This window comes from Microbacterium hatanonis, from assembly GCF_008017415.1.
Lineage (GTDB): Bacteria > Actinomycetota > Actinomycetes > Actinomycetales > Microbacteriaceae > Microbacterium > Microbacterium hatanonis.
Genome location: NZ_VRSV01000002.1, coordinates 756110 through 779757 on the forward strand (window position 1 = coordinate 756110; position 23648 = coordinate 779757).

At 71.9% G+C, this 23648-nt stretch carries 21 protein-coding genes; 12 read left to right on the forward strand and 9 right to left on the reverse strand.

The features are described 5' to 3' along the window. The first annotated feature begins 108 nt into the window (after window positions 1-108). From FVP77_RS13695 to FVP77_RS13705, 3 genes are all read left to right on the forward strand, one after another. Window positions 109-882, forward strand: coding sequence for an enoyl-CoA hydratase (locus FVP77_RS13695; protein WP_147895129.1), 774 nt, complete (start codon window positions 109-111; stop codon window positions 880-882). Between the two features lie 90 nt (window positions 883-972). Continuing rightward, window positions 973-1923, forward strand: coding sequence for a cytochrome b/b6 domain-containing protein (locus FVP77_RS13700; RefSeq protein WP_246134119.1), 951 nt, complete (start codon window positions 973-975; stop codon window positions 1921-1923). Beyond that, window positions 1920-3689, forward strand: coding sequence for a gamma-glutamyltransferase family protein (locus FVP77_RS13705; protein ID WP_147895131.1), 1770 nt, complete (start codon window positions 1920-1922; stop codon window positions 3687-3689). The genes FVP77_RS13700 and FVP77_RS13705 overlap by 4 nt, the downstream gene beginning before the upstream one ends. Window positions 3690-3767: 78 nt before the next feature. Here FVP77_RS13705 and cofE read toward each other — a convergent pair whose 3' ends face one another. Together cofE and FVP77_RS13715 are read right to left on the reverse strand one after the other, a co-directional pair. Then, the gene (gene cofE / locus FVP77_RS13710) at window positions 3768-4532 is read right to left on the reverse strand and encodes a coenzyme F420-0:L-glutamate ligase (RefSeq protein WP_147895132.1); all 765 of its coding nucleotides are present in this window, start codon (window positions 4530-4532) and stop codon (window positions 3768-3770) included. A 1-nt stretch (window position 4533) separates the two neighbouring features. Then, a complete protein-coding gene (locus FVP77_RS13715) occupies window positions 4534-5052 on the reverse strand; it encodes a GNAT family N-acetyltransferase (RefSeq protein ID WP_147895133.1) in 519 nt (172 codons plus the stop codon). A gap of 189 nt (window positions 5053-5241) precedes the next feature. Here FVP77_RS13715 and FVP77_RS13720 point away from each other — a divergent pair, with 189 nt between their 5' ends. Next, complete coding sequence (locus tag FVP77_RS13720; RefSeq protein WP_147895134.1) at window positions 5242-5799, forward strand: acyl-CoA thioesterase; 558 nt, start codon at window positions 5242-5244, stop codon at window positions 5797-5799. A gap of 27 nt (window positions 5800-5826) precedes the next feature. Continuing rightward, complete coding sequence (locus tag FVP77_RS13725) at window positions 5827-7209, forward strand: prolyl 4-hydroxylase family protein (RefSeq protein ID WP_187266942.1); 1383 nt, start codon at window positions 5827-5829, stop codon at window positions 7207-7209. Between the two features lie 377 nt (window positions 7210-7586). Here FVP77_RS13725 and FVP77_RS13730 read toward each other — a convergent pair whose 3' ends face one another. Then, window positions 7587-8147, reverse strand: coding sequence for a hypothetical protein (locus FVP77_RS13730; RefSeq protein WP_147895135.1), 561 nt, complete (start codon window positions 8145-8147; stop codon window positions 7587-7589). Further along, window positions 8144-8845: a hypothetical protein gene (locus FVP77_RS13735; RefSeq protein WP_246134120.1), complete on the reverse strand. Its 702-nt coding sequence runs from the start codon at window positions 8843-8845 to the stop codon at window positions 8144-8146. Before FVP77_RS13735 ends, FVP77_RS13730 begins: the two co-directional genes overlap by 4 nt. 105 nt (window positions 8846-8950) lie before the next feature. Between FVP77_RS13735 and FVP77_RS13740 the strand changes: the two genes are divergently transcribed. Beyond that, a complete protein-coding gene (locus FVP77_RS13740) occupies window positions 8951-12646 on the forward strand; it encodes a proline dehydrogenase family protein (protein WP_147895136.1) in 3696 nt (1231 codons plus the stop codon). A 113-nt stretch (window positions 12647-12759) separates the two neighbouring features. On the opposite strand, the gene FVP77_RS13745 is transcribed toward FVP77_RS13740, so the two are convergent. Continuing rightward, a complete protein-coding gene (locus tag FVP77_RS13745; RefSeq protein WP_147895137.1) occupies window positions 12760-13347 on the reverse strand; it encodes a 1,2-dihydroxy-3-keto-5-methylthiopentene dioxygenase in 588 nt (195 codons plus the stop codon). Between the two features lie 212 nt (window positions 13348-13559). On the opposite strand from FVP77_RS13745, the gene FVP77_RS13750 reads away from it, so the two are divergent. From FVP77_RS13750 to mtnK, 4 genes are read left to right on the forward strand one after another with little or no spacing between them, the layout of a single operon-like run. Next, on the forward strand, window positions 13560-14663 hold the full coding sequence (locus FVP77_RS13750; protein WP_147895138.1) for a substrate-binding domain-containing protein: 1104 nt from the start codon (window positions 13560-13562) through the stop codon (window positions 14661-14663). Next, window positions 14660-16237 carry a sugar ABC transporter ATP-binding protein gene (locus FVP77_RS13755; protein WP_147895139.1) on the forward strand — a complete coding sequence of 526 codons (1578 nt, stop codon included), beginning with the start codon at window positions 14660-14662 and terminating at the stop codon, window positions 16235-16237. Before FVP77_RS13750 ends, FVP77_RS13755 begins: the two co-directional genes overlap by 4 nt. Continuing rightward, window positions 16234-17274 carry an ABC transporter permease gene (locus tag FVP77_RS13760; RefSeq protein ID WP_116648053.1) on the forward strand — a complete coding sequence of 347 codons (1041 nt, stop codon included), beginning with the start codon at window positions 16234-16236 and terminating at the stop codon, window positions 17272-17274. The genes FVP77_RS13755 and FVP77_RS13760 overlap by 4 nt, the downstream gene beginning before the upstream one ends. Next, on the forward strand, window positions 17271-18473 hold the full coding sequence (gene mtnK / locus FVP77_RS13765) for an S-methyl-5-thioribose kinase (protein WP_147895140.1): 1203 nt from the start codon (window positions 17271-17273) through the stop codon (window positions 18471-18473). Before FVP77_RS13760 ends, mtnK begins: the two co-directional genes overlap by 4 nt. A gap of 133 nt (window positions 18474-18606) precedes the next feature. Here the strand turns inward: mtnK and mtnB are convergent, their stop codons facing one another. Genes mtnB through FVP77_RS13785 form a run of 4 tightly spaced genes read right to left on the reverse strand, consistent with a single transcriptional unit; the run spans window position 18607 to window position 22427 of the window. Continuing rightward, the gene (gene mtnB / locus FVP77_RS13770) at window positions 18607-19239 is read right to left on the reverse strand and encodes a methylthioribulose 1-phosphate dehydratase (protein ID WP_147895141.1); all 633 of its coding nucleotides are present in this window, start codon (window positions 19237-19239) and stop codon (window positions 18607-18609) included. After that, entirely contained in the window at window positions 19236-19934 is a 699-nt protein-coding gene (gene mtnC / locus FVP77_RS13775) for an acireductone synthase (RefSeq protein ID WP_147895142.1), read from the reverse strand. The genes mtnB and mtnC overlap by 4 nt, the downstream gene beginning before the upstream one ends. Continuing rightward, on the reverse strand, window positions 19931-21109 hold the full coding sequence (locus FVP77_RS13780; RefSeq protein WP_222707739.1) for a translation initiation factor eIF-2B alpha/beta/delta subunit family protein: 1179 nt from the start codon (window positions 21107-21109) through the stop codon (window positions 19931-19933). The genes mtnC and FVP77_RS13780 overlap by 4 nt, the downstream gene beginning before the upstream one ends. 34 nt (window positions 21110-21143) lie before the next feature. Beyond that, window positions 21144-22427, reverse strand: coding sequence for a glycosyltransferase (locus FVP77_RS13785; protein ID WP_187266943.1), 1284 nt, complete (start codon window positions 22425-22427; stop codon window positions 21144-21146). An 88-nt stretch (window positions 22428-22515) separates the two neighbouring features. On the opposite strand from FVP77_RS13785, the gene FVP77_RS13790 reads away from it, so the two are divergent. Both FVP77_RS13790 and FVP77_RS13795 read left to right on the forward strand, forming a co-directional pair. Further along, the gene (locus FVP77_RS13790; protein WP_147895145.1) at window positions 22516-23136 is read left to right on the forward strand and encodes a TetR/AcrR family transcriptional regulator; all 621 of its coding nucleotides are present in this window, start codon (window positions 22516-22518) and stop codon (window positions 23134-23136) included. Between the two features lie 38 nt (window positions 23137-23174). Next, complete coding sequence (locus FVP77_RS13795; protein ID WP_147895146.1) at window positions 23175-23639, forward strand: BphX family protein; 465 nt, start codon at window positions 23175-23177, stop codon at window positions 23637-23639. The last annotated feature ends 9 nt before the right edge of the window (window positions 23640-23648 follow it).

Here is a 23648-nt window from a genome sequence, read left to right on the forward strand (position 1 = left end):
GTGGCCGCGAGGTGAACGAGAGGCGACCATCCGTCGACGGTCGACTCCGAGGGCGCGCCGGGAGAGGATCGGAGGGCTGGCGCAGCATCCGCTTCGGAAGGGACCCCCATGACGTACGAGACGATCCTCACCGAGACCCGCGGACGCGTGGGCTGGATCACGCTGAACCGGCCGAACGCCCTCAACGCGCTGAACACGACGCTGATGAGCGAGGTCGTCGAGGCGGCCGAGGCCTTCGACGTCGACCCCGGGATCGGCGCGATCGTCGTCACCGGATCGGCGAAGGCCTTCGCCGCCGGCGCCGACATCAAGGAGATGGAGGCGAAGACGTCGGTCGAGATGATCGTCGACGACCACTTCGGGGCGTGGAGTCGGTTCGCAGCCGTGCGCACGCCCACGATCGCGGCGGTGGCCGGGTACGCCCTCGGCGGCGGCTGCGAGCTCGCGCTCATGTGCGACCTCGTGATCGCCGCCGACTCGGCGCGCTTCGGCCAGCCCGAGATCACGCTCGGGGTGATCCCCGGCATGGGAGGGTCGCAGCGACTGGCGCGGGCGATCGGGTCGTACAAGACCGCCGACCTGATCCTCACCGGGCGGACGATGGATGCTGCCGAGGCCGAGCGCGCGGGGATCGTCTCGCGCGTGCTGCCGGCCGACCGGCTGCTCGACGAGGTCGCCGACATCGCCGAGGGGATCGCTGCCAAGCCCCTCCCCGCCCTCTACGCGGCGACGGCGGCACTCGATACGGCCCTGGAGACACCGCTGGCCGAGGGGCTCCGCTTCGAGAAGCAGGCGTTCGCGGCGCTGTTCGCGACGGAGGATCAGAAGGAGGGGATGGCGGCGTTCCGCGAGAAGCGGGAGCCGCGGTTCCGCCATCGCTGACGCGGTGACACGTCGACGTCGAACGGTGCGAGGCGGGGCAGCATCCGCGGTTCATAGAATCGGTCTGTGGCAGCGGCTGATCGTCCGGGGGTGAATGCTCCCCCCGGCGCGCGCCGCGTCGCCCTGACCCGGGGTCAGTGGGTCGGCGTGATCGTCGTCGGCGTCGTGGTGCTGACGTCCGTCGCCGGGCTCGTGGTGCTCGGTGCGCGCGCCCTGGTCGCCGTCGACCCGGTGCGCGGCTTCCTCGTCGACCACCCCGGCGAGTACGCACTGCCCGCCGGTGCGCCCGTAGGGATCCCGGCGTGGCTGGGCTGGCAGCACTTCTTCAACACGTTCCTGATCGTGCTCATCATCCGTTCGGGCTGGCAGGTGCGCAGGCAGAAGCGGCCCATCGCCTTCTGGTCGCCGCGCGGCGAGAAGCGGCGCAAGATGAGCCTGACGGTCTGGTTCCATCTCGCGCTCGACGTGCTCTGGATCGCCAACGGAGTGGTGTACGTCGCTCTCCTGTTCGTCAGCGGCCAATGGATGAAGATCGTGCCGACCTCGTGGGAGGTCTTCCCGAACGCGCTCGCCGCGGGCCTGCAGTACGCCACCCTCGACTGGCCGACCCACAACGGATGGGTGAACTACAACAGCCTGCAGCAGCTCTTCTACTTCACGACCGTGTTCATCGCCGCCCCGGCGGCCATCGTCACGGGGGCGCGCCTGAGCATGTTCTGGCCCCGCACGGCCGATCGGCTGAACCGGCTGCTGCCGTTCGATGCGGCGCGGCGGGTGCACGTATGGACGATGATCTACTTCCTCGTCTTCATCGCGGTGCACGTCGCTCTGGTCTTCGCCACCGGCGCGCTGCGTAACCTGAACCACATGTATGCCTCGCAGGACACGGTGAATTGGGCGGGCTTCGGCATCTTCGTCGCATCGCTGGTGGTGCTCGCGGCGGGGTGGATCGCTGCCCGCCCGGCGGTGCTCATCCCGATCGCGCGGCTCTTCGGCGACGTGCGGGTCGTGCCGGGGTCGTCGCAGGGGCGTACCCGATGACGCTCACGACGAGGCCGGAACTCGTCGGCACGTTCGGAATGGTGGCGTCGACCCACTGGCTGGCCTCGGCGGCGGGCATGGCCGTGCTCGAGGAGGGCGGCAACGCCTTCGACGCCGCCGCGGCCGCCGGACTCGTGCTGCACGTGGTCGAGCCGCACCTGAACGGACTCGGCGGCGACGCGCCCATCATCGGCTTCGACGTCGCCTCCGCACGACCCTGGGTGCTGTGCGGGCAGGGGACGGCGCCGGCGGCGGCCGATCACTCGGCCTTCACCGCGCTCGGACTCGACGTGATCCCCGGCACCGGCCATCTCGCGGCGGTCGTGCCCGGCGCGTTCGGTGCGTGGATGTCGATGCTCGAGCGTCACGGGACGCTGCCCCTCGAGCGCATCACGCGGTTCGCGATCGGCTATGCGCGCGACGGGTACCCGCTCATCCCGCAGGCGGTCGCGACGATCGGCACCGTGGCGGAGCTGTTCGCCGCGCACTGGCCGACGTCGGCCGAGATCTACCTTCCCGGCGGGGCGCCCCCGTCGCCGCGCGCCCGTTTCCGCAATCCCGCCCTGGCCGACACGCTCGAACGCATCGTCGCCGAGGCGAACGCCGGCGGCGGGTCGCGCGAGCGCGTGATCGCCCGCGCGCGCGAGACGTACTACCGGGGGTTCGTCGCCGAGGCGATCGACGCCTGGGTGCGGCACCCGGTGCGCGATTCGAGCGGCCGCGACCACGCGGGTCTGCTCTCCGGCGACGACCTCGCATCGTGGGAACCGACCTGGGAGGCCCCCGCCACGATCGAGTTCGCCGGCGTCACGGTCGCCAAGACCGGGCCCTGGGGCCAGGGCCCCGTGCTGCTGCAGCAGCTCGCGATGCTCGCCCACCAGGACCTCGGCGCGCCCGGCTCTGCGCAGACCGTGCACGCCGTCATCGAGACGGCGAAGCTCGCTTTCGCCGATCGTGAGGCGTACTACGGCGACCCCGGTTTCGTGGACGTGCCGCTGGCCACCCTCCTCTCCGACGACTACGCCCGCGAGCGCGCCGGGCTCGTCGACGCGCGGGCGGCGGACGGACAGCATCCGGGTCGCCCCGGCGGCCGCGTGCCGACGCTGCCCCGCGAGATCGTCGCTCCGAGTGGCGGCGGGGCGGGCATCGGCGAACCGACGGTGTCGCGGACGGGTGACACCCGCGGCGACACCTGCCATCTCGACGTCGTCGACCGGTGGGGCAACGTGGTCGCCGCGACCCCGAGCGGCGGGTGGCTGCAGAGCTCTCCGGTCATCCCCGGTCTCGGCTTCTCGCTCCCGACCCGCGCGCAGATGTTCTGGATCGAGCAGGGGCTCGCGAACTCGATCGCGCCGCGCAAACGCCCGCGGACGACGCTGAGCCCCGGGCTGCTGCTGCGAGACGGCCGACCGTACCTCGCGTTCGGCACCCCCGGCGGCGACCAGCAGGACCAGTGGCCGGTCGCGTTCCTCCTCAACCACCTCGTGCACGGCATGAACCTGCAGGAGTCGATCGACGCGGCGAACTGGCACTCGACCCACATGCCGTCCTCGTTCTACCCGCGCGACTCGCAGCCGCGCGGCGTCGTCGTGGAAGACCGCGTCGGTGACGGCGTGATCGCCGAGCTGCGCGAGCGCGGCCACGACGTGACCGTGTCGGGGCCGTGGTCTCTCGGCCGTCTCAGCGCCGCCGGGATTCGCGAGGACGGGATGCTCATCGCCGCCGCCAACCCGCGCGGCATGCAGGGCTACGCCGCCGGACGCTGAGCCGACCGCGAGACCCGACCCGTGCGGCGAGACCCCGACATCCTGCCGGGGTCTGGGCGCGCAGAAGCGGTCTCGCGGTCAGGGTGACGGGGCGGATGCGGCGCCCGCGGCGAATCCGTCGGCGTAGGCCTCGTCGGCGCCGCGGCGGAACATGTCGCGGTCGCCCGGCCGCACGATCGATCGCGCGCCCGGGAGGTCGAGCGCACCCACGAGATCGGCGCGCCCCCGCACCACGGCGACGGGGCGGCGCGATGCCTTGCCTTTGACGAGATCGGCGGCGGCGGCGATCTCGTCGGCGACACAGGGCATCGTGACCACGAGCGGCCGGCCCTCGGCATCCGTCTGCCCGCGGAGGTCTTCGAAGACGTGCACGCCGCCGGCGCCGATCGCGGAGTCGGTCTGGCCCTCCCGCCACGCGCGCCCGAGGGTGTCGGAGACCAGCACGCCGACGATCGCGCCGGTGCGTTCGCGCAGTCCTTCGGCCAGGCGTCGCGCCGACGCATCCGGATCTTCGGGCAGGAGCAGCACCGTACCCGCCGGTGTGTTGCTCGCATCGACGCCGGCCGCGGCCGAGACCATGCCGAGGCGGTTCTCGACGATGCGCGTGGTGTGCCCGGTGGCAGAGGTGCGCGTCGCGACGACCCGCACGGTCTCGGCGGTGATCGCGTCCTCGCGATCGTCGGCGTCGATGATCCGGCCCTCGGCCTTCGAGACGATCTTGCTCGTCACGACGAGGATGTCGCCGTCACGCAGCTCGTCGCGCGCGGCGGTGGCGATCACGTCGACGAGGTCGACTCCCGGCGTGATCTCGCCGATGCCGTCGAGGGCCCAGAGCTGCAGCACGTCAGCGGACGAAGCGCACCTCGGTGAGCGTCTCGCCGAGGAAGGGCTCGGTGTGCGAGGCGCCGTCGAGGGTGAATCCGTTGCGGACCCAGAAGCGGTGGGCGCGGGGATTGTCTTCTGCGACCCAGAGGTAGAGCTCTTCGCCGGGCTCGACGGCCGCGTCGAACAGCTGCTGTCCGATGCCGGTTCCGTGCCACGCGTCGAGGAGGTAGATGAAGAACAGTTCGCGGGCGCGGGGAGCGTCCTCGTCACGGGAGGGGCCGGAGCCGACGAATCCGACGATGTCGCCGTCGACGAGGGCGGCGCGCATGCGGTAGTCCTCGCCCTGCGACGCCCAGTGCGTCCAGAGCTCGGCCATGCGGCGAGCCGACACGCGCTCGAGCGCGGCCTTGCTGATCAGGTGGTCGTAGGTCTCGTGCCAGCACGTAGCGTGGACGCGCCCGAGGGCCTCGGCGTCCACGTCGCGAACCGGGCGGACGACGATGTCGCCCTGGATCTCGATAGGTGTTTCGGGTGCCATGACCAGACTCTACGCGTGAGGTCGAGGGGTCGGAAATCGGCCGAGCAGCCGGCGCACAACTTCGGACAAGCTGGCTGACGTGCCGTGACACTGGCCCCAGGCGCGGCGTATCGGCAGCTTCGTCCGAAGTTGTGCGCGAGCGGTCGGTGGGGAAGCGGGATGCCGCTCGTGCGGGTACCATCGCGCCTCGTGAATGTCATCTGGCGCACCCTCCTCGTCATCCTCCGCGCGCGGCTGCACCGACTGCGCCGTCCCCTCGCCCCCACGGCGATCAGCCGCATCCGGGTGCGTACGCTGCCGACCGACATCGACCTGCTCCGGCACATGAACAACGGCAGGTACCTGTCGCTGTTCGACCTCGGGCGCTGGGACCTCCTCATCCGCACGGGGCTCGCCGACGCGACCCGCGCGCAGGGCTGGTACCCGGTCGTGTCGAACGAGACGATCACCTTCCGGAAGTCGCTGAACCTCTGGCAGAGCTTCGTCATCGAGACCCGTTTCATCGGGCACGACGACCGCGCCTTCTTCCTCGAGCACCGCGCCGTCGTCGACGGCGAGATCTACGCGCAGGCGATCATTCGGGCGCGGATGCTGCGTCGCTCGGGCGGCACCGTGCCCCACGAGGAGCTGTTCGCCGCCATCGGCCGCCCCGAGGGGCTCCCCGAGGTCGCGCCCTGGCTGCACGACTGGGCCGCAGCATCCGGTCTTCCGTCGACCAAGCGCCCCGCCCCCAGCATCTGGGACTGAACCCCCGTCGACGGCTACGGTGAGACCGTGCGCCAGGTCGTGGTCCTCACCGGGAGGCTCCTTATCGCCCACTGGCCGGCGCTGGTGGCCTGGTTCCTCGCCGGCACGCTCGGGCGCTACATCGGACTCGAGGTCGCCGGTTTCGTCGGCGGATACAGCGCGCTGGGCGGCTTGCTGCTCCTGCCGGTGGCGATCCTCGCGAAGCTCGTCAGCGTGGTCGCCATGTTCCTCGTGCTCAGGGACGGGCTGCCCCGGCTGGGGGCGATCGCCCCGGCACCCGTCGAGCGCGCGGCGCGGCTGAGGTCGTTCCGGGACGCGCTGCTGGCGTCGATCCTGCCGTTCTTCGCGGTGTACGCGGTGCTGGGCTTCCTCCGCGACGACGTCGCGACCTATCTGCAGTCGGCGATCGCCGTGAAGGACTCACGGGAGATGGTCGGCCTCGCCGAATCGTTGCTCGGTACGGGGCCGGCGGTCGCCGTCGACACCTCGGGCACGGTCGACCAGCTCACGTGGGAACCGTGGACGATCGCGGTGGTCGTGATCGCCTTCGCCGGCCGCTGGGCGTGGAAGCGCTGGCAGGACAGACTGCCGCGGTGGACATCGGTCGCGGCGGCGTACCTCGAGGCGCTGTGGGTCTTCCTCGCCGTCTACTTCATCGGCGAAGCGCTGGCGCAGTTCTCCGGCTGGCTCGACTCGCGACAGGCGATCGCCTGGCTCGGCGATCTGCGCGGATGGCTCGGCGATCTCTTCGCCCCGCTCGGCTGGGCCTGGGATGCCGTCGAGTGGCTGATCGGAGAGGCGGGGGCCGTGCTGCTCGTGCCGCTCGCCTGGCTCACGATCGCCGGCGTGATCTACGGTCAGGCCGTGTCCCCGCAGGGGATCGCCTGGCGGGGACGACTGATCGAACGGGCTCGCACACGGTACGTCACGGTGCCGCAGCGCCTGCGCCGGCGACTCACCGACATCGGGGCGGGGGTCGGCGACCGCTTCCGGCCGCTCTGGCGCGCCGTCGTGGTGATGTGGCGCAGCGGCCCGATTCTCATCGGCGGATACGTGCTCGCGTACGCGGTGCTCATCCTGGGTGAGCGTTGGCTGCGGTTCGGGATCACCCGAGCAGTCGGCCCGCAAGACTTCGATGCCTTCTGGCTGGTCGCCGCGTCGACCGTGTTCACCGTCGTCGTGCTCGTCGTGGAGACCGTGCGCGCCGCTCTCGTGGCTTCGGCCTACGACGCCACGATCGGCGCCCTCATCGGGGCGCCCGTCGTCGCGTCAGGGCGAGACGACGAGTCGGAGGAAGCCCGGGAGCTCGTCCGTGAGCAGGAAGTCGACGCCGAACGGGCCGACGGCATCGTCGGGCACGAGGAACGGGACGGCGATGGTGAACGGCCCGACCGCCTCGGAATCGCATAGCGTCGGCCGTTCGTAGTCCCAGTCGACGAAGGAGACGGCGTCGTCCCACTGCCGCTGGTCGCCCTCGAGTTCGCGCAGCGTCGGCGGTGAGCATCGCACCGGCCCGGAGTCGGGGTCGAGGGGAACCTCCACGACGTACACCGTGGTCCCGTCCGGGAGGTCGGAGTCGGGGTCGTCCGGACGCACGTGGACGGTCGCCGGCCCCCACGTCGCTCCCGCGTAGGAGATCTCGTCTCCCGGTGCGACGGTCGTGGGGAAGACGGGCGCGGCTTGATAGGTGCCCCACCACTCGTTGCCGATGATCATGAGACCCGTCACGGGGGCCAGCACGGCGACCGCGGTGAGGGCGAGCGCGTTGCGGCGCCACCAGCGGCGCGTCATCGGGCGGCCCATCCGTCGCGCAGCAGCTCGACCTCCGGCTGGGCGTCGAGCGCTGCGAGATCGATCGGAACCTCGGCGACCTGAGCGAGGCGGGTGTCGAGATCACCGAAGATCCGCAGCGTGCCGGTCTGCCCCACCATCTCGGGGGGCAGCTCGAACGCGAGGCTGCCCACGCGGGGGATGTCGACGAGCGGTTCGGCGTTGATCAGCGACGACGGACGCTCGCTGGCACGATACGTCAGCCCGTCGACGACGAATGTCGCCTTCAGAGAGGCCGCGGAGCGCAGCAGCGCGTCGCGTTCCTGCCCGCGCCCCGTGACCTCGAGGTCGACGACGAGCCACGTGCCCTCGGCCTCCCACCCGCGGGCGACGGCCGCCTCCCCGAGCCGGGCGTCCGTCGCGGTCACGGTGAAGGTGCTCAACACGGCCTCCTCGCCGATCGCGGCGGGAACGACGAACGGCGTCGTCGCGATGTCTTCGTCGGGGGTGAGCTGCACGACCCCCCAGGCCGCGACGACGAGTGCGAGTCCGACCGTCCAGACGAGCCAGGGCTTCATCGCTCGCCTTCCGTCTCGTCGGTCGCGCCCGACCCGACATCGCGCACCTCGACCGTGAGGTGCGCCACGGTCGTCGGAGAGTCCCAGTACTCGCCGTCGATCACGAGGGCCCCCTCCCGCAGGGTCAGATCGCGCAGGTCGAGGGTGATCTCGTCGCCGCCGACGAGAGCGTCATCGGCGACCGCCCAGGTCAGGACGATCTCGGCCGGAACCCGCGGCTGCAGCCAGGGCGAGCCGACCGCGTCGTCCAGGCGCGCGGCCGATGCGGCGGCCCCGTCTTCGCCGAGCGCAGGGGCGCGCACGGCCGCCTGGACGCCCGAGGTGCCCATCGACGGCAGAGCCTGCGTCCAGACGTTCTCGGCCGTCAGGATCACGGCGAGCACGCGCTCGCCGGGTTCGACGGTGATCCCCGCCTCCGTCAGATCGTCGATCAGCACCGCGCGTTCGATCGTGAGGGCGAACTGGTCGTTCTCGTGGGTGTCTCCGGCACGCAACTCCGCGACGGGAGGGGCGGCGACGGCCGAGAGGCCCCCGAAGGCGGCGGTCGCGCCCAGGAAAGCGGCGGTGAGGATGCCGGCGATCCAGCTCGTGGGCACCCGATCCGTCACGGCGTGGACCCACCGGGAGCGACGGCGGCCCGCAGCATCCGGCTCGATCGCCCCCTCAGGCGGTGTCGTTGCGGACGACGGCTCGGTCACGAGCACAGCCTAGGGCGGGGGCGCTCGCACGTCGCCTCGCGAACGGTGCGGGTTGCCCCGGCGGGCCGCCGGAATGCGCGCAACCGGCGAGCCTAGGCTGTGCGCATGACCACTCCGACCGATTCCGTGACCGGCAGCGAGCTCGCCGACCGGGCGGTGGACCTCGCGGGGCGGTGGGTCTCGGCAGCGGCCGACGAGCCGACGGATGCGGCGGCGCAGCGTCTCGCCGGAGTGCTCCGCGACCCGCAGGGCCTGCCCTTCACCATCGGCTTCGTGGACGGCGTGATGCGCCCCGAGAGCCTCGCGGCCGCAGCGGCCCAGCTGCACCGCATCGCGCCCCTCGTTCCCGACTTCCTCCCCTGGTACCTGCGCGGAGCCGTGCAGGTCGGGGGAGCGGTCGCCCAGGTGCTGCCGGCGCCGGTCGTTCCGATCGCGCGTCGCGCCCTGCGGGAGATGGTCGGTCACCTCGTCGTCGATGCGCGCCCCGACAAGCTCGGACCCGCCATCGCCGCTCTCCGCGAGAGCGGCGCGCGGCTCAATCTCAACCTGCTGGGTGAGGCGGTGCTCGGCGAGGCGGAGGCGGAGCGCCGGTTGAAGGGCATCCACGAACTCGTCCGCCGGCCCGACGTCGACTACGTGTCGGTCAAGGTCTCGGCCATCGCCTCGCACATCTCGATGTGGGCCTTCGACGACGTCGTCGACCGTGTCGTCGAGCGTCTGCTCCCGCTGTACCTCGATGCGGCGTCGTCGACCCTCCCCACGTTCCTCAACCTCGACATGGAGGAGTACCGCGACCTCGACCTGACGATCGCGGTGTTCACCCGCATCCTCGAAGACCCGCGCCTGGCCGATCTCGAGGCCGGGATCGTTCTCCAGGCCTACCTCCCCGACGCCCTTCCCGCCCTCCGGCAGCTCACGGCGTGGGCTCGGCAGCGAGTGGCCGCCGGTGGCGCGCGCATCAAGGTGCGCCTCGTGAAGGGCGCGAACCTCGCGATGGAACGCGTCGATGCGATCATGCACGACTGGTCGCTCGCCACGTACGGCAGCAAGCTCGACACCGACGCCAACTACCTGCGCTGCCTCGACGAGGCGCTCACGACCAAGGCGACCGAGGGCGTGCGCATCGGGGTGGCCGGGCACAACCTCTTCGACATCGCGCACGCGTGGGAGCTCGCCGGCGACCGGGGCGTGCGCGACTCCGTGGAGATCGAGATGCTGCTGGGCATGGCTCAGGGCCAGGTCGCCGCTGTCGCCCGCGACGTGGGTCACGTGCTGCTCTACGTACCGGTGGTGCGGCCCGACGAGTTCGACGTCGCCATCAGCTACCTCGTGCGCCGCCTGGAAGAGAACGCCTCGGGCGAGAACTTCCTCTCGGCCGCCTTCGACCTCGCCGCCGACCCCGAGCTGTACGCCCGCGAGCGCGACCGGTTCCTCGCCGCTCTCGAGCGCGCGACCGACCCCGCGCTCCCGACCGGTCCGAACCGACGCCAGGACCGCGGCGCTGCAGCGGAGGCTCCCGAGCCGGCGATCCTGCGCGAGCCGCACACCGATGACCCGGGGCTCACCCAGGCGGTGCTCGGCATCGCCCGCGAGGCCGCCGCATCGGACGCCCCTCCCGCGCACGTGCTCTTCGGCGGGCAGGCCTTCGTCGAGACGGCCGTCTACGCCCCGCGCGAGGTCGGCGACGCGGTCGGCGCGCCCGGCTTCCGCAACGTCGCCGACACCGACCCGGCGCTGCCCGCGAACCGGGAGTGGGCACGTCAGGTGCTCGCCCGCGTCGACGAGTCGTCGGTCGGCACCGAGACCATCGCCGCCGCTCGCGTCGACGACGGCGATGCTCTCGACGCGCTCATCGCGCGAACGGCGGATGCTGCGGCCTCCTGGGGTACGACCTCCGCGGCCGATCGGGCAGCCGTTCTGCAGCGCGCCGCGCGCTCGCTGGCCGAGCGGCGGGGCACGCTGATCGAGGCCGCGGCCTCCGAGACCGGCAAGGTGTTCGCCGAGGCCGACGTCGAGGTCAGCGAGGCCGTCGACTTCGCGAACTACTACGCCGCCACGGCGCGAGAACTCGACCGCGTCGGCGGTGCCGTATTCGTGCCCGCCCGGGTGACGGTGGTCGCCCCGCCCTGGAACTTCCCGATCGCGATCCCGGCCGGGGGAGTGCTCGCCGCGCTCGCCGCAGGATCGGGCGTCGTGTTCAAGCCGGCGCCGCAGGCCCGCCGGACCGCCGCCGTCGTCGCCGAGGCGCTGTGGGACGCCGGGGTGCCCCGAGACGTGCTCGCCCTCGTCGATCTCGACGAGGAGGCGCTCGGACGCCGGCTCGTCGAGCACGCGTCGGTCGATCAGGTGCTCCTGACGGGATCGTGGGAGACCGCGCAGCTGTTCCGTTCGTGGCGCCCGGAGCTGTCCCTCCACGCCGAGACGAGCGGCAAGAACGCGATGATCGTGACGGGATCGGCGGATCTCGACGTCGCCGCGTCCGACCTCGTCCGCAGCGCGTTCGGTCACGGTGGGCAGAAGTGCTCGGCGGCCTCGCTCGTCATCCTCGTCGGATCGGTCGCGCGCTCACGGCGCTTCGCCCGGCAGCTGATCGACGCGACGACCTCGCTGCGCGTCGGCCCCGCCTCCGACCCGCTCTCGGAGGTCGGCCCGCTCATCGAGGAGCCCCGCGGCAAGCTGAAGTGGGCCCTGACCACTCTCGGCGAGGGCGAGCGGTGGTTGGTCGAGCCGCGCGAGCTCGACTTCGACGGACCCGCTGCCGGCCGCTACTGGACGCCGGGGATCCGCACGGGCGTGCAGCCGGGTTCGCGGTTCCACCGCGAGGAGTTCTTCGGGCCGGTGCTCGGCATCATGCACGCGAGCTCCCTCGCCCACGCCATCGAGCTGCAGAACGCGGTCGACTACGGGCTGACCGCGGGTCTGCACACGCAGGACCCCGACGAGCTCGCCCTCTGGCTCGACCGTGTCGAGGCGGGCAACCTCTACGTCAACCGCGGGACGACGGGCGCGATCGTGCAGCGCCAGCCGTTCGGCGGCTGGAAGCGCTCGTCGGTCGGCGCCGGTGCGAAGGCGGGCGGACCGAACCACCTCATCGGCCTCGGCATGTGGCGGCCGTCGACGGGGGCGACCGCGTCGTCGACGTTGCACCTGCGCGGTCTCGACTCGCGGCTGACGACGATCATCGAAGCCGCTCAGCCAACGCTGTCATACGAGGCGTTCGAGTGGCTGCGCCGCGGCGCGCTCGCCGACGCGATCGCGTGGGACCGCGAGTTCGGCCGCGTCAAAGACGTCTCGCAGCTCGGCGTCGAGCGGAACCTCTTCCGATACCGCCCGACGTCCGTCGCGGTGCGCGCGACCGGCGACGCGGCGTGGCAGGCGGTGCTGAGGGTCGTGCTCGCCGGCGTGCGATCGGGCTCGGGCTTCGCGCTGAGCGTGCCGGTCGGGCTCCCGGGGGAGGTGCGCCGCGTGCTCGGCGACCTCGACGTGCCGGTGTGGGTGGAGAGCGACGACGAGTGGATCGAGCGCATGGCCGGGGTCGGCGACGCCGTCGCGGCCGCGGCCGACGAAGACCCGCGCCCCCGCCCGTCGCGCGCGCGTCTCGTCGGGTCGCCCGAGTCGGTGGCGGGCCTGCGCCGTGCGCTGGCCGAGGCGACGTCGGGCGATCCCGATCTGGCGGTCTACGCCGACGAGGTCACGACGGCCGGGCGCATCGAGCTGCTGCCGTTCCTCCGCGAACAGGCCATCTCCATCACCGCCCATCGCTTCGGCAACCCCGACGCCTGGAGCGAGCCCGCGATCTGACGCCCGCCCCGCAGCATCCGCCCCCGCAGCATCCGCCCGCTGAAAGGCCAAGACACCCGGGCGCGGTGCTCCGCGTCTCCGGGTGTCTTGGACTCTCGGGCTGCTGCTGCGCGTCAGGCCGCGGCGAGCTCCGCGCGGCGGGCCTGCAGCTGGTCGAACGTCGGGAAGGTGTCGGCGATCGGGTTGCCGGTGAAGTGGCCGACCCAGCCGTCGTCGTCGTGGAAGAAGCGGATGCTGGTGAACTCGGGCGACGTGCCCATGTCGAACCAGTGCGTGGTGTTGGCCGGCACCGAGACGAGGTCGCCCGGCTCGCAGTAGAGGGCGTGGACCTTGCCGTCGACGTGGAGGTAGAACACTCCGGCGCCCTTGGCGAAGTAGCGGTCCTCGTCGTCGTCGTGCTTGTGCTCGGAGAGGAACTTCTCGCGCGAGACGACCTTGACCTCGTCGTAGTTCTCCTGCGACGGCGAGAGGCCGACGATGTCGACGAGGGTGTAGCCCTCGCTCTGCTTCACGCCCTCGACCTCGGACGAGTAGAGCGCGAGCACCTCGTCGAGCGGTGCGTCGTCGGCGAAGTCCTTGACCTCCCAGCGCGAGAAGCGGGCGCCGAGAGTCGCGAGCGCCTCGCGGATCTCGTTCTCGTCGGTGGACTCGAGCACGGGCACGCTCGGGTCGGTGTCCTTCCAGACGGTCAGAAGTGTCACGGGATCTCCTCCGATGGGGTGTGTGAGGTCGATTCTCGCGCGTCTACCGCCCGCGCGGCCAGTTCGGGAAGACTTCCGCGCGCTGCGGCGTAACAATGCGCAACGACGGATTGGGTCGGCGCCGACCCGAACTGGTTTACTGCTCCCGCGCCGGACAGCACCGGTCGCCGTCCCCCAGCGCCCACAGCACCCCTCACCCGAAGGTGACTCCCATGTCGTTCCTCTCGCACAACCGCCGTCTGCTCGGCCTCGCCGCCGCCGCCGGTGCGACCGCGCTCGTCCTCGCCGGGTGCGCCCAGCAGAACGCGGGCGGCACCGCCGCTCCCGCCGCGTCGCAGCAGGCGGCCACCGCCGACGCGCCCGCGCCCTTCGACGGCGAGCCCGTCACCGTCGCCCTCGTGCAGCAGTCGGGCGCGGGCGACTACTTCACCGCCTGGACCGCCGGCGCGAAGGCCCAGGCGGCCGCTGCCAACATCGAGCTGACCGTCAGCGACGCCCGCAACGACAACGCCAAGCACGCCTCCGACCTCGAGCAGGCCATCGCGTCGAAGCCCGACGCGATCATCGTCGACCACGGTCAGACCGACACGATCGAGCCGCGTATCCGCGAGGCCGTCGACGCGGGCATCCCCGTGATCGTCTACGACCTGGCTCTCGACGACACCGACGGCGTGCTCGTCACGTCGCAGTCCGACACGTCGATGGCCGAGGGTGTGCTCGACGAGCTCGTCGCCGCGGCCGGAGACGGCGCGAAGGTCGGTCTCGTCAGCGCCGAGGGCTTCGCGCCGCTCGACCGTCGGAAGGCCGTCTGGGACGACTACCTCACCGAGTACGACCTCGACCAGCTGTTCTTCACCGGCGAGGTCACCGAGTCGACCGCGACCGACAACATCCCCCTGACGGATGCGGCGCTCAAGGCCAACCCCGACGTGCAGGCGATCTTCGCCCCCTACGACGAGATCACCAAGGGCGTCGTGCAGGCCGTCACGCAGAACAACCTGCAGGACAAGGTCAAGGTCTACGGCATCGACATCTCCAACGCCGACATCGAGGTCATGATCGCCGACGGCAGCCCGTGGGTCGCCACCTCGGCGACCGACCCCGCCTCGATCGGCGCCGCGGTCGTGCGCACCCTCGCGCTCTCGCTGGCGGGCGAGCTCGACGAGACCGAGGTGCAGTTCCCCGCGATCACCGTCACCCGCGACTTCCTGCTCGACAACGAGATCACGAACGTCGCGCAGCTGCGCGAGGCCGAGCCCTCGCTGCTCCTCGAAGACGTCGTCGTGGCCGATTGGCTCCCCGCCGTCTCCGGATGACCTCTTCCGCGCCTCTCCCCGCTCAGGCGGACGACCGACCGGTCGTCCGCCTGAGCGGCGTCGGCGTGCGCTTCGGCGCGAACCAGGTGCTGCGCGACGTCTCGCTCGACCTCGCCGCGGGCACGATCACCGCCCTCCTCGGCACGAACGGCGCGGGGAAGTCGACGCTCATCGGCGCCGTGTCGGGAGCGAACCCCGGCTACACCGGGTCGATCGAGGTGTCCGGCGCATCGACGCGGGTGACGTCGCCCGCCCGGGCGCGCCGGGCCGGCATCGAGACGGTGCACCAGAGGATCGCCGACGGCATCGTGCCGTCGCTGTCGGTCGCCGACAACATCGCGCTCACCGACCTCTCGTCGGGCGGGCACCGGGTGGTGCGCCGAGCCGAGACCGAACGCATCGCCCGGGCCGCGCTCGCGCGCCTCGGACTCGAGTGGTCGGACGAGGTGCTGCGCGCCGACGCCGGGCGGCTGGGCACCTCCGACGCGCAGCTGCTGATCCTCGCCCGCGCCCTGCGCTCGACCCCGAAGCTGCTCATCCTCGACGAGCCGACGTCGGCGCTCACCGCGTCCGAGGCCGATCGCCTCTTCGAGGTGCTCCGGGCGCTGCGCGACGGCGAGCCCGGCCGACCGGGTCTGGCCATCCTGTTCGTGAGCCACCGGTTCGGCGAGATCGAGCGGCTCGCCGACCGCATCCTCGTGCTCCGCGACGGGGGGCTCACCCTGGCAGCCTCGCGGCCGTTCGACTGGCACGCCGCCCTCGAAGCCATGCTCGGGGTCCCCACCGAGCTGCAGCAGCACGTGACCGACCCGCAGCCGGCCGGCGACGTGGTCTTCTCGATCGACGGGGCGCGTCTCGTCCCGGGCTCGGGGGCGCTCGCGCTCGACGTGCACGCGGGGCAGGTCACCGGCATCCTGGGCCTCCTCGGCGCGGGCAAGACCGAGCTCGCCGAGACGGTCGCGGGCGTGCGGCCCGCCGGCGAGGCGCGCATGACGCTCTCCGGCGGCGCCTATCGACCGACCACCCCGGCGGCGGCGAAGGAGGCCGGGGTCGTGCTCGTCCCCGAAGATCGCCAGCGCGGCGGCATCCAGCCCGGCTGGTCGATCGCGCGCACCGTGGGCCTGCCGGTGCTGCGCGAGATCTCCGACCGGCTCGGTGTGGTCGGCGTGCGCCGCGAGCGCGCGGTGGCGGACGAGGTGATCGACGCCTACGACGTCGTCGCGCCGTCGGCCGACACCGCGGTCGACGATCTGTCGGGCGGCAACCAGCAGAAGGTGATCGTCGGCCGCTGGCTGCGCACCGCGCCCGCCCTCGCCGTGCTCGACGAGCCGTTCCGCGGGGTCGACATCGGCGCGCGTCGACGCATCGGCGACGCCGCGCGGGCCCGGGCGGGAGAGGGCGCGGCCGTCGTCGTGCTCTCGAGCGACGTCGACGAGATCCTCGATGTCGCCGACCGCATCGTCGTGCTCGTCTCGGGCAGGATCGCCCTCGACACCCCCGCCGGAGTCCACGATCGTGCGCGCATCGTCAATGCGCTGCTCGACGACCCCGGTCACCCGAAGGAGACCGCATGAGCCTCACGACAGCATCCGCCCCCGGCATCGGAACGCGCGTCATCGACGGCGTTGCGAAGTGGGGCTTCGTCGCCGTCACCGCGCTGCTCATCGTGTTCTTCTTCGCCACGCAGCCGGCGTTCGGCACGGTCGAGAACGTCTTCGGGATGCTGAAGTTCATCGCCCCCGTCGGGATCGCGGGCCTGGGGGTCACCCTCGCCATGACCGTCGGCGGACTCGACCTCTCGGTGGGAGCCAACGCCGGTTTCGCCGTCTCGATCGCGGCGTGGACGCTCGTGATCGCCGGTCAGGTCGGCGGGATCGCGGTCGGCGTCGTGCTGCTGTCCGGAGCGCTCATCGGCGCATTGAACGCGGCGCTGATCGTCTTCGCCCGCATCCCGGATCTGCTCGCCACCCTCGCGACGATGTTCACCGTGGTGGGGCTGAAGCTGATCATCGTCGACGGCAAGTCGATCTCGTCGCAGATGACCCTCGCCGACGGCTCCACCGCGCCCGGCCGCTTCACCGCCGACTTCCTCTGGTTCGACCGCGGGTCTTTCGGACCCGTCTCGGTGCCGGTCGTGCTCTTCCTCGTTCTGACGGCCCTCCTCTGGTTCGTGCTCGACCGCACCCGCTGGGGGCGTGCGCTGGCCGCCGTCGGATCGAACCCCGAGGCCGCTCGTCTCGCCGGCGTGCGGGTGCGCGCCTACCGCGCCGCGGCGTACATCGGCTGCGGCGTGCTCGCCTCGATCGCGGGGCTCGTGCTCGCCGCCCGCATCGGCCAGGGCGACGTCTCGGCGGGCAACTCGCTGCTGCTCGACGCGGTGGCCGTCGCGCTCGTCGGTGTGTCGGTGCTGGGCATCGGCCGACCGAACGCCTGGGGCACGGCGCTGGGGGCCGTGCTGATCGCGGTCATGGTGACGGGCTTCTCCATGATGGGATTGCCCTACTACATCCAGGACTTCGGCAAGGGCGTCGTGCTGCTCGTGGCACTGCTGTTCAGCTTCACGTTCCGCCGCCGGAAGACCACGATCATCGCCGGGAGCACCACCGCATGAGCGACCTCGAAGCCGACCTCCTCACCGTCGACACGGTCGGCGCGTACCTGCTGGCGCGTCCGCAGCTGGCCGGACCCGTCGATCCCGCGACGATCGTCTCCGTGGTCGAGGTCGGCGACGGCAACCTCAATCTCGTCTTCATCGTGACCGACGCCGCCGGCAATGGCGTCGTCGTGAAGCAGTCGCTGCCGCACGTGCGCGTCGACCCCACCTGGCCGCTCACCCGCGAGCGCGCCAAGCGCGAGGCGGTCGTGCTCGCCGCCCACGAGGCGGTGGATGCGGCGCACGTCCCCGCGTTCTACGGCTTCGACGAAGCATCCCTCGCCCTCTCGATCGAAGATCTCAGCGACCATGCCGTCTGGCGCAACGAGCTGAACGCGGGGCGTCTGCACACCTACGCCGCCGTGGAGCTCGGAACCTACGTCGGCGCGATCGGCTTCGCCACGAGCGTCTTCGGCACCCCCGGGCCCGAGCGGCGCCGGCGGATCGCCGAGGCGACGAACCCTGAGCTGTCGGAGATCACCGAAGACCTCGTCTTCACGGAGCCCTACGTCGACCACGAGCACAACGGGTGGCTGCCCGCGAACGAGGACGACGTACGCGATCTCCGCACCGACCGCGTGTTCGTGCGCGAGATCGGCCTGGCGAAGCAGCGGTTCCAGGAGGACCACCAGAGCCTGGTGCACGGCGATCTGCACACCGGGTCGGTGTTCGTGCGTTCGGAAGGAAGCTCGGTCCGCGCGTTCGATTCGGAGTTCGGCACCTATGCGCCCACGGGCTTCGACCTCGGCGCCGTGTGGGCGAACCTCATCATCGCTGCGGCGCGGGCATCGGCGCTCGGACGCGAGGCCGACGCCGAGGCGCTGCTCGCGCTGCCGGTCGAGCTGATCGCCGCCTTCGAGGAAGAGTTCACCCGGCGGTGGCCCGACCGCGTCGACCCCCGGGTCTACGGCGACGACGTGCTCGCGGTGACGCTCCGCCGCATCCGCTCCGATGCCGCGATCTACGCCGCGGCGAAGGCCGTGCGCCGGATCGTCGGGTTCTCGAAGGTCGCCGACATCCAGACCCTCCCCGAGCACGAGCGTGCGATCGCCGCCCGCCGGGTGCTGCTCACCGCCCGCACGCTGGGCGTCGCGCGCCTGATCGACCCCGATCCCCGCCGCCTGACGCAGCTGACGCGCGAGCCCCTGCTCACGTAGCGCGGGGAGGCTCCGAGCCCGAGCGCACGGGTTTCGCTCGAGCGCACGGGGTGGATGCGTGCATAGCCCGTGCGCGGGGACCGAGGCCGTGTGCTCGGGGAACCGCGGCCGGCGGCCGGCGGATGCTGCGCGGTCAGCGGGTCGCGACGGTGAAGCGCAGGAGCCACTCGGCGATCTCGAGGTGGCGGCGGGCCGCGGCAGCATCCTCGCCCCAGGCGTACATGCCGTGGGTCGCCACGATCATGACCGGCACCTCGGGGACGTCGGCGGTGGCGGGCACGTAGACCTCGTCGAAGCGGGCGGCCTCCACCGCCATGTCCTGGTCGTTCGCGATCACGGGGATGACGACGGTCTCGTCGTGCGCGCGGTGTCCGATGCCCTTGAGCATCTCCATGTCGCGGATCTCGACGCCGGAGGGCCAGCGGTGCGCGGCGACGACCGCGTCGAGAGCATGAACGTGGAACACCGCGCCGGCACCGGTGCGCGCGGCGATGTGGGCGTGGAGGCCGGCTTCGGCGGACGGCGGGCGGGGGTCGTCCGCGTCGAGGCCTCGGCCGTCGGGGCCGACGAGCACGACGTCGGCTTCGGTGAGCTGCGACTTGTCGAGACCCGACGCGGTGACCGCCAGCACGAGAGGATCGCGGTCGATCACGAGGGAGAGGTTCCCCGAGGTGCCGCGCATCCAGCCGTATCCCGAGAAGCGGGCGGCCTCAGCGGCGAGGGTCGCACCGGCTTCGAGCGTGCGCGCGGTCGACAGGGCGCTCATCGGGCGAGCTCGATCTCGTCGAAGGTGTGCACCACGGGTCCGTCGAACGCGGCGCCGGCCCAGGGCTCCCCGGCGCGGTCGAGGGCCACGGTCTGCCAGCCGGCGGCGCGGGCGGCGGCGACTTCTTCGGGGTGGTCGGTGAGGAAGAGGGCGCGCGCGGGTGCGACGCTCAGCGCATCGGCGATCGTCGCGTACGACGACGCATCCTTCTTGCCGCCCGCGTTGACGGTGTCGAACCAGGCCTCGACGAGGGTCGACAGATCGCCCTGCGGAGCGTGGCGGAACCACGGCTGCTGGGAGGCGACCGAGCCCGACGAGTACACGGCGATCCGCACGCCCTGATCGGCCCACGCGCGCAGGCGCGGCGGCACGTCGTCGAAGAACTGCGAGGTGATCTCCCCTGCGGCGAAGCCCTCGGCCCAGATGACGCCCTGGATCGTCTTCAGCGGCGTGGACTTCACGTCGGTCGCCATCAGTGCGCGCAGCGCATCGGCGACCTCGCCGTCGCTCGCTCCGGCCGGCAGCCCCGTCTCCGCGATCGCATCGGCTCGCGCGGCCCGCAGGGAGTCGCGACCGAGAGCCTCTTCCAGACGGGGGCGCGCATAGTCGTACAGGTCGCCGAGGATGAAGCCGGCCTCGCTCGTGGTGCCCTCGATATCGAGCACGACGACGTCGGCGGAGGGGGTGACGGTCATTCGGGTCCTCCGGTGGAGTCGTTCGAGAAAGGGTGGAAGGCGACGGTGTCGGGCTGCGTCGAGGCGTTGACGGGCACGGGCACGGCCGGCGTCCGCCGTCGCCGCAGCGGGGGAGTGCCGGGGATCTCGGCGAGTGCCTCGGGGTCGGCGGTGAAGTGGTCGGCGACGCGCGCGGGCTCGAACGTACCCCGGCTCGTGGCGATGCGGGTCACCAGCCGCGGTGGTGTCACGTCGAACGCCGGATACCAGGCGTCGGTCACGAGCGGGCTGGCCGACCGGTGTCCGAGCACTTCGAGCACCTCGGCGGGATCGCGGTCTTCGATCACCACGTCGGCGCCGGTGGGGGCGGCGCGGTCGGGTGCCTCCACCATCGCGTAGTACGGCACGTCGAAGGCGGATGCTGCGGCCGCGAGGGCGAGCGTACCCACCTTGTTCACGACCGAGCCGTCGAGCGAGACCCGATCGGCGGCGGTCACGACGGCATCGATCGGGCCGGTGCCCACGCCGCGGGGCGACGACAGGGCGGCGGCGCCCATCCCGTCGGTGATGAGCGTGACCTGCTGGCCGAGTTCGCGCAGCGAGTGCGCGGTCAGTCGGGCCCCCTGCAGGTAGGGGCGGGTCTCGGTCGCGATCCATTCGATCTCCCGGCCGGCCTCGGCGGCCGCGGCGACCAGGCCGAACAGGTAGGCATCGGCCCAGCAGTGCGTGAGGATGCGCGGCGTCGCGGGGAGCAGCGACAGCGTCGCGCGGCCGAGGCGGAGGGCAGCCTCCCGATAGTCGCGGTCGACCGTGCGGGCGGAGTCGAGGGTCGCGGTCACGAGTTCGGCCGTGGTGTCGGCGTCGCGTCCCGCGGCGAGGATCGTCGCGACCGCGTCGCGCGGGTGCGCGTTGGTGGGGCGCGCCGTAGCCAGGGCGCGTCCGGCGAGCCCGAGCGCGGTGCGCGCATCGCGCAACGGCAGATCGCGCGCCTGCAGCGCGGCGAGGGCCATGCCCGCGGTGGCGGCGTACAGCGGCCCCGAGCTCTGCGTCACCATCTCGCGGATCGCTGCGGCGACGGCATCCGGCGTCTCGGCCGTCACCCATTCGACGCGAGCCGGGAAGATCCGGCGGTCGAGGATGCGGACGACGCGCGCCGCCTCATCGAGGGTGACGGAGTTCTCCAGGGTCGCGGTCACCCGCCCATCCTTCCACGGGGCGGCGGCGCGGACGTCAGGCGGAAGAGGCGACGCGGGTCTCGGCGAGATGTCGCGCGATCTCGCCGAGGGCGTCGTGCGTGGCCGCATCGGCGGCGATGCGCTGCGCCGCGGAACGATAGGAGCGGTCGTTGAGGATCGATGAGACCGCAGCCCCGACGGCCGCCGCATCCGGTGTGCCGGTCCGCAGGTCGATTCCGGCTCCCGTCCAGGCGACGCGGGCCGCGACCTCGGGCTTGTCCTCGGTGCCGCCGGCCACGACGAGGGGGACGCCGGCGGCGAGGGTCGCCTGCACGCCGCCGTATCCTCCGTTCGTGACGACCACGTCGACACGGGGGAGGAGCGCGTCGTAGTCGAGGTAGCTCGCCGCGTAGGCGTTGCCCGGTAGGGGGCCGATGGCGTCGACCTCGCGTCCGCCCGCGGTCACCACCACGGCGACGTGGCGATCGGCGAGGGCCTCGAGGGCGGGACGCACCAGCCGGCCGAAGTCGTGGTTGTCGATCGTCCCCTGGGTCACGTGCACGACCGGGCGTTCGCGGTCGAGCTCCCCCCACCACGCGGGGCGCCGCGAGATCGTGGCGCTCTGCGGCAGGACCCCGACGAAGCGAATGCCGGGGGCGAGGTCGGTGCGCGGGTACTCGAGGGCGGCCGGGCCCGTCTGCAGGAACCTGTCGTAGTGACGCGAGGCGTCCATGATGAACCCGCGCAGTTCGGCGCCGGCGCCGGCGAAGGCGCGGGCGGCGGCCCGCTGGGTCGGCGCGAAGACGACGTGCTGTGCCGCAGCACCCATGGCGGCGTACCGCAGCCGGTCGAACGGGCCGCGGGGAGGGTGGAGTGCGAGACCGTAGGGAGCGGCATCGCGCGAGGCCTGGCTCAGAGGTGTCACCCCCAGCGCCAGGATGGGCGGGCGGTCGTCGGTCTGGGCGATGAGGGGGAGCACACCGCCGAAGGCCCCGTCGACGAGCACCGCATCGGGACGGAGCTCGTCGATCAGCGAACGGATCGATCGGTACTGGTCGGGGATCGTCTCGACGAAGATGGTGCGGATGTCGTACTCGGTGCGTCGGACGCCCCGGTAGAGCGCACCGTCGGGGAGGTACGTGTCGGGCCGTCGGTCGTCGTAGTCGGCCGTCCCGGTCAGCACCCGGTGCTCGGCCCCGGCGCCCGCGACCTGCGCGGAGAATCGGCGACCCGTCAGGACCACGACGCGGTGCCCGTGTTCGACGAGGTGTCGGGCGACGCTCAGGATCGGACCGACGTGCCCGTGGATCGGGTTCGCCGCGAGAAGATAGGTGGCCACCGCGCACTCCCACGATAAAGTTTCGTTAGATGCAGACTCTAGCCATAAATGGAAGGACGTTGTGACGCCGAGAACGTATTCCTCGCCGATGCGGCAGGCGGAGGCCGCCCGGACTCGAGCGGCCATCGTCGATGCGGCGGCCTCGCTGTTCTCCCGAGACGGGTATCCCGCGACGACGATGACCTCGATCGCGCGCGAGGCCGGCGTCTCCGTGCAGTCCGTGCGCCTGGCCGGAACCAAGGCCGCTCTCCTCGTCGCCGCGTTCGAGCGCACCTTCGCCGGCGACGAGGGCCGGCACAGCCTGTCGGAGCGGCCGGCGATGGCCGAGATCATGGCGCGTTCCGACAGTGCCGACGCGCTGCGCGGCTGGCTCGACTACGTGGCGGAGGCGAATCGGCGCACCGCGGGGCTCACGCAGGCCATGGCCGTGGCCGCCGAGACCGACCCTGTCGCTCGCGCTGCCGTCGCCGACCTCGACGCACGCCGTCGCGCCGACATCGGGCTCGCCGCGCGTTGGGCCGAGGAGCGCGGGATGCTGCCGGCGGATGCGGTGGAGGAGGCCACCGACGAGCTCAATCACCTCGTCGGCCCCGAGACGTACGACTTCTTCGTAAGACGGTCGGGGTGGGGCGACGTGCGCTATCGCGCATGGATGGAGCGGGCGCTGATGAGCCTCATCGAACGATGGCGCACCGCATCCATAATTTGACTAGACGGTGCATCTAACGAACTGCTAGCGTGCGGTCCATGAGACTTCTCGCTTGGTGGCTCCGCGTCGTCGGACTCGTTTACGTGGCGCTCGGCGTCACCTTCGTCCCGGTTCTGAATACGGGAAGGGTCGATGTCCTCGTACCCGGATTCGACGCATCGCGGGGTGGCCCGGCGTGGAACGGGTTCGTCGACTTCACCTTCATGTTCGGGCTGGAGGAGATCGTGCTCGGGGCGTTCCTGATCTTCGCCTCGTTCCGACCGCGCTGGTGGGAGCCGCTGGTGTGGCTTCTCGTCGCGTTCTCCCTGGTCCGCGGCATCGGGCACGACGTCTACATGATCGCGAGCGGCTATTCGCTCGCGAGCAACCTCGCGTTCGTGGCGTTCCACCTGTCGCTGATCGTCACGGGGGTGCTGTTCCTGCGTCGGTGGCAGCGTCGCTCCCGTCGCACGCCCGCGACGCCCGCAGCATCCGTCCGATCGACGGCGGCCGCGGGCTGGTGAGGCGTCCGG

Bases quoted from the DNA above. Each gene is read 5' to 3' on its own strand.
- mtnK (WP_147895140.1), top strand. From the start codon at position 17,271: ATGAGCGACCTCGAAGCCGACCTCCTCACCGTCGACACGGTCGGCGCG.
- FVP77_RS13790 (WP_147895145.1), top strand. From the start codon at position 22,516: ATGCGGCAGGCGGAGGCCGCCCGGACTCGAGCGGCCATCGTCGATGCG.
- FVP77_RS13760 (WP_116648053.1), top strand. From the start codon at position 16,234: ATGAGCCTCACGACAGCATCCGCCCCCGGCATCGGAACGCGCGTCATC.
- FVP77_RS13730 (WP_147895135.1), bottom strand. From the start codon at position 8,147: ATGAAGCCCTGGCTCGTCTGGACGGTCGGACTCGCACTCGTCGTCGCG.
- mtnC (WP_147895142.1), bottom strand. From the start codon at position 19,934: ATGACCGTCACCCCCTCCGCCGACGTCGTCGTGCTCGATATCGAGGGC.
- FVP77_RS13715 (WP_147895133.1), bottom strand. From the start codon at position 5,052: ATGGCACCCGAAACACCTATCGAGATCCAGGGCGACATCGTCGTCCGC.
- FVP77_RS13705 (WP_147895131.1), top strand. From the start codon at position 1,920: ATGACGCTCACGACGAGGCCGGAACTCGTCGGCACGTTCGGAATGGTG.
- FVP77_RS13695 (WP_147895129.1), top strand. From the start codon at position 109: ATGACGTACGAGACGATCCTCACCGAGACCCGCGGACGCGTGGGCTGG.
- FVP77_RS13795 (WP_147895146.1), top strand. From the start codon at position 23,175: ATGAGACTTCTCGCTTGGTGGCTCCGCGTCGTCGGACTCGTTTACGTG.
- FVP77_RS13750 (WP_147895138.1), top strand. From the start codon at position 13,560: ATGTCGTTCCTCTCGCACAACCGCCGTCTGCTCGGCCTCGCCGCCGCC.
- mtnB (WP_147895141.1), bottom strand. From the start codon at position 19,239: ATGAGCGCCCTGTCGACCGCGCGCACGCTCGAAGCCGGTGCGACCCTC.
- FVP77_RS13755 (WP_147895139.1), top strand. From the start codon at position 14,660: ATGACCTCTTCCGCGCCTCTCCCCGCTCAGGCGGACGACCGACCGGTC.
- FVP77_RS13740 (WP_147895136.1), top strand. From the start codon at position 8,951: ATGACCACTCCGACCGATTCCGTGACCGGCAGCGAGCTCGCCGACCGG.